The following is a 4,752-nucleotide window of genomic DNA, read 5'->3' on the forward strand; positions in this document are numbered from 1 at the left end:
GTTGGGGGCAGAGCTGAAGTTAGTGATTTGCACAGGTGTTGATAGACGCTGCTTTTTATTTGCCAATCCCAATTCAATAAATTTGTGCTCGAGCGAAAGGGTTTTCTCTCCTTGAAGTGATATTTGCCCAAAATGACAGTGACTTAAGTTCTCTGCTGTCAATGTCGCATTCGCCAATGGGTGGTTGCGATTCATCAATAACCTAAAATCTCGTTGTGCAACGGCTTTTCGGTGAATGCTTTGCTCGGATTTTGGTGGTTCGTGTGACGACAAGGAAAAGTGGATGTCACCCGCAACGAGTTTTTCAAAATGCTGTTGTGGTGAGGTATCTATGCTGACAACGAGGTTCGGCGCTCTTTCGCGAATAGCGGCAACAATATCTGGCATCATTGTGTTGACTTGTGGCTGTAACCCATAGAAACGAACAGTACCTGCTACCTTCTTCGGATCAAATGCGTTCTTATGCGACAGCTTTTCCAAATTGATGATTAAGGAAGAGATGTCTCGCTTAATCTCGTCAGCTTTCGGGGTTAGGGAAAAACCAAAACTTGTACGGACTAACAGCTCGTCATCGAAAAAAAGTCGCATTTTTTGCAGCGCTCGGCTGACCGATGATTGACTGGTATTAAGCAGTAATGCGGTATTGGAGACATGCTTTTCCTCGAGCAAGTACTTGAGAATATAAAGTGATGTCACATCGATGTTGGGGATCTGCATAGTGGGATATCTTATCAATGACGTCTATTGTTGAAGCTGCGGTATTCGAATCAACATACCAGAATCTCTTGTCAGACTCATCGTGCATCAATCGTTATGGCTATTGTGGTTCTCGTAAAAATAAAGCAGCCCGCACTTTTCAGCACGGGCTATTCTATTTTCAGGCTTTAGGTCGCTTTTCTGACTGACTTACCAGCCTTTCACCACCGCCCCGTCAAAGATTTCCATCGCCGCGTTGTAAACCGCGTCAGTTTGGTAAGCTTTAACAAACGTCTTGACGTTTTCTGCGTCTACGTTGCCTTTGCGGGCTACAATCAGGTTCACGTAAGGTGAGTCCTTCCCTTCAACAAACAGGCCGTCTTTGCTTGGGGTTAGGCCGATGCCAGCGGCAAAGGTATTGTTGATGATGGCAATATCCACGTCTTCCAGTGAGCGAGGCAGTTGTGGGCCTTCCAGTTCAATAATTTCAATGTTTTTCGGGTTTTCAACGATATCGAGCTTGGTAGCGCTGATGCCAGCACCTTCTTTGAGTTTTAGGATGCCTTGCTGCTCAAGCAGTAGTAATGAACATTTGCGCATCTAAGTAAGGCTTGTGCTGAAAAGCATTCACATCAACCGATCCATCGTCGAGTGCCGCGTTGGGCGACACATAATCGGTAAAGGTGATCAGCTCAACGTCGAGGCCTAACTTCTTGGCTTCTTTTACTGCGTGCTCGGCCACTTGTGCTTCTTCGCCTGCCATCACGCCCACGGTGATGCTGTTGGCATCGCTAGCGGCTTGCTCTTTTTCTCCGCACCCGGTGAGTAGGAGTGTGGAGGCGAGGCCTAAGGTGGTTAAAAGTGTTTTAATGGTGGTCTTCATTGTCTGTCTCCCTTGATAAAATTGTCCGTCGTTTACGGTAAGTGTTGTGTCTTATTATCGGTGATCGGTTCGGCGTACCAAGTAATCGCCTAAAGATTGTATGGCTTGTACCAGCACGACTAGCATGACAACGGTGATCAGCATAACCGTGGTATCAAAGCGCTGGTAGCCGTAGCGGATACCGACATCGCCTAGGCCGCCACCGCCCACGGCTCCAGCCATAGCAGAGTAGCTGACGAGGGTGACCAAGGTAATGGTTGCGCCATTAATAATGCCAGGTAGCGCTTCGGGTACGAGTACTTTATAGATAATTTGCAATGGGGTAGCGCCCATGGCTTTGGCTGCTTCTTCTAGTCCCGGTGGCAGCTCTAAAAGCGCCGCTTCGACCAGACGTGCAACGAAAGGGATGGCGCCCACTGTCAGCGGGACAATTGCTGCCGCTGTTCCAATCGAGGTGCCGACGAGCAGGCGGGTAAAGGGAATAATCGCAACCAATAAGATAATAAAAGGGATTGAGCGACCAATATTCACCACCGCGCCGAGCGCTTGGTTAAACTTGGGTTGCGCTAGCAGCCCCCCTTTTTTGGTGACGTGCAGCATTACACCTAATGGGATCCCAATGGCAAAGCCTATCAGGCCGGAGGCAAAGACCATATACAGGGTTTGACCTGTAGCTTCGGCAAGCAAGTTAAGCAGGGCGTTGTTTTCGTTGACCCAATTTATAAGTTGATCAATCAACATAGCCAAGTACCTCCGTGTTGACATGGTGCTGGTTGAGATAGTGGATGGCGTCTTCGACCGCTTTTTTCGGGCCCATAATCTCTGCCAGTAGTAAGCCGAATTTGACGCCGCCAGCGTAGTCGATATCAGAGCTTAAAATGCTGATGTCGATATCAAACAGCCTTGATATTTGACTGATCAATGGATCATCCACGGTAGCGCCGGTAAATTCTAGGCGAACCAAGGGGTAGCTGCCGTCAAAGTAGGTTTCTTTTAAGCGTTGGGCATAGTCATAAGGCACCGATAAATCCAAGGTTGAGCGGATAAATTGTTTCGCTAAGTCGGATTTCGGATGGGCAAAAATGTCGCCCACTGGGCCAGATTCGACCAATTCACCGTCACCAATAATGGCAACGTCGTGACAAATGCGCTTCACCACGTCCATTTCGTGGGTGATCAATAAAATGGTCAGGTTGAGCTTTTCATTAATGGTTTGTAGCAGTGACAAAATCGATTGTGTCGTAGCAGGATCCAGTGCGCTAGTGGCTTCATCACACAATAATACGTCTGGGCTTGGCGCCAGTGCGCGGGCAATCGCGACACGTTGTTTTTGTCCGCCACTGAGGCTAGCCGGATAGACATGACGCTTGTCGGCTAAACCAACTAAATCGAGTAACTCGGTGACTCGGGTTTCGATCGCGTCACTGCTCGCGCCGCTCAGTTCAAGCGGTAGGGCGATGTTGTCGAAGACCGATCGCGATGACAGTAGGTTAAAGTGTTGGAAAATCATCCCGATTTGACGGCGAGCTTGGGTTAGATCGCGATTGGATAACGCGGTGAGGTTAACGCCTCCTACCTTTACCGTGCCGCTGGTTGGGCGCTCGAGCAGGTTAACCATTCGGATCAGCGTACTTTTGCCGGCACCAGAGGCACCTATCACACCAAATACTTTTCCTTTCGGGATAAATAAGTTGATGTCGTTAAGGGCATGAATTCGGCGCTCCCCGAGTTCGAATACCTTGTTGAGTTTGGATATCTCAATCATCACATGTCCTTGGCGATAAATTTGATCACAGCCGACTGACTCAGCGGTCTATCCCGCGCTCTTGCTGTCGTTCTGGTTATTGATGCTATGAGTTAGGTAAAATGAAGTCAATGGATATTTTTACTTCTGGACGTCTAAATGGCAATAAGGCTAATCAGTTGGTTATAAATAAAACAGTCAACGAGATCTCAAGCGTGCTTGATCTCATCGACTAAAGCGTGTTCACTAATAGCCTTTCTAACTCTTTGTTCTGATTAAGTGATATGCCAACTGCCTTGATTGATACCACGATGTTGACGCTATTTATTCCCACCTTCTTTTTTGTGTCAATCACACCGGGAATGTGTATGACACTATCCATGACCCTGGGGATGACTATCGGAGTTAAGCGTAGCCTACATATGATGTGGGGCGAGCTCATTGGCGTCGGCCTTGTGGCGATTGCGTCAGTGGTAGGGGTGGCGGCCGTGATGCTGAACTATCCTAGCGTGTTTCAGGTGTTTAAGTATGTGGGGGGCGCGTATCTGGCGTATCTCGGCGTACAAATGTGGCGATCGCGTGGCAAAATGGCAATTCCAAAGGAAGAGGCGTCGGCGCCGAATGATATCTCTGCGTTATCGTTGGCGGCACAAGGTTTTGTCACTGCGATAGCCAACCCGAAAGGCTGGGCCTTTATGATCTCACTGTTGCCGCCGTTTATTAACCCTGCGATCTCATTGCCCAGCCAGCTGAGCGTGCTGGTGTTGATCATTCTTTGCACGGAATTCAGTTGTTTAATGTTGTATGCCAGCGGTGGGCGCACCTTACGTCAGTTTTTGCAGCAAAAGGGTAATGTGCAATTACTGAACCGAATCGCCGGCACCTTGATGATCGGCGTCGGCTTTTGGCTGGCGTTGGGGTAATTAACGGCCGTGATGGTGTGTAATCACTCTGCAAAATAGCGCTTTGGCGGTCGCTAAAATCGCATCCGGGAAGTCATAGTCAGGGTTGTGCAACTGTGGGTGATGCTCGCCGCTGCCAATGCCAAATAATGCGCCGGGCCAGCGGGCAAGAAATTCGGCGACATCTTCTGACCAACGCATGGGCTCTTTAAGCCAGTGAACCTCTAACCCCAGCGATTGCGCCGCGTTGACCACGACTTGGTTATGCGCTGTGCTGTTTTCGGCGGCAATAAACGGCTCGTGCCAACTTAGATCCACAGTTAATTTTGCTCGGTCGGCGATAGCGTTTACGTGATCGACTAACCGGGTTTGCATGGCATGAAACGTGGCGTTGTCGTCGCTGCGTAGGGTCGCCATTACGGTGGCCTCGCCGGGCGCAACGCCAAACGCGGGGTCGCCAAGTTGGGCGTGAACTAGCGTCACTAAGCTGAACGTGGAAGGATAAGCGTCAGGAAGTTGTGTGAGCA

General features: G+C 49.3%; 5 protein-coding genes and 1 pseudogene. 1 reads left to right on the forward strand and 5 read right to left on the reverse strand.

Annotation, left to right across the window (positions count from 1 at the left end; genetic code table 11):
* The 4 genes and pseudogenes from BZG79_RS11750 to metN form a co-directional block, all read right to left on the reverse strand.
* Positions 1-717 (reverse strand): LysR family transcriptional regulator (locus tag BZG79_RS11750; RefSeq protein WP_077774468.1); only part of this gene is annotated, 717 nt, incomplete at its 3' end.
* Between the two features lie 189 nt (positions 718-906).
* Positions 907-1,579, reverse strand: a pseudogene (locus tag BZG79_RS11755) (MetQ/NlpA family ABC transporter substrate-binding protein).
* 54 nt (positions 1,580-1,633) lie between these two features.
* A complete protein-coding gene (locus BZG79_RS11760) occupies positions 1,634-2,320 on the reverse strand; it encodes a methionine ABC transporter permease (protein ID WP_021023981.1) in 687 nt (228 codons plus the stop codon).
* Positions 2,310-3,344 carry a methionine ABC transporter ATP-binding protein MetN gene (gene metN, locus BZG79_RS11765; protein WP_077575901.1) on the reverse strand — a complete coding sequence of 345 codons (1,035 nt, stop codon included), beginning with the start codon at positions 3,342-3,344 and terminating at the stop codon, positions 2,310-2,312. The genes BZG79_RS11760 and metN overlap by 11 nt, the downstream gene beginning before the upstream one ends.
* A gap of 263 nt (positions 3,345-3,607) precedes the next feature.
* Between metN and BZG79_RS11770 the strand changes: the two genes are divergently transcribed.
* Complete coding sequence (locus BZG79_RS11770; RefSeq protein WP_028569734.1) at positions 3,608-4,246, forward strand: LysE family translocator; 639 nt, start codon at positions 3,608-3,610, stop codon at positions 4,244-4,246.
* Here the strand turns inward: BZG79_RS11770 and BZG79_RS11775 are convergent.
* Positions 4,247-4,752: M20/M25/M40 family metallo-hydrolase (locus tag BZG79_RS11775; protein WP_347336590.1), on the reverse strand; the 506-nt coding region annotated here is incomplete at its 5' end.

This window comes from Salinivibrio sp. MA427, assembly GCF_001996115.1.
Classification (GTDB): Bacteria; Pseudomonadota; Gammaproteobacteria; order Enterobacterales; family Vibrionaceae; genus Salinivibrio; species Salinivibrio costicola.

Bases quoted from the DNA above. Each gene is read 5' to 3' on its own strand.
- BZG79_RS11760 (WP_021023981.1), bottom strand. From the start codon at position 2,320: ATGTTGATTGATCAACTTATAAATTGGGTCAACGAAAACAACGCCCTG.
- metN (WP_077575901.1), bottom strand. From the start codon at position 3,344: ATGATTGAGATATCCAAACTCAACAAGGTATTCGAACTCGGGGAGCGC.
- BZG79_RS11770 (WP_028569734.1), top strand. From the start codon at position 3,608: ATGCCAACTGCCTTGATTGATACCACGATGTTGACGCTATTTATTCCC.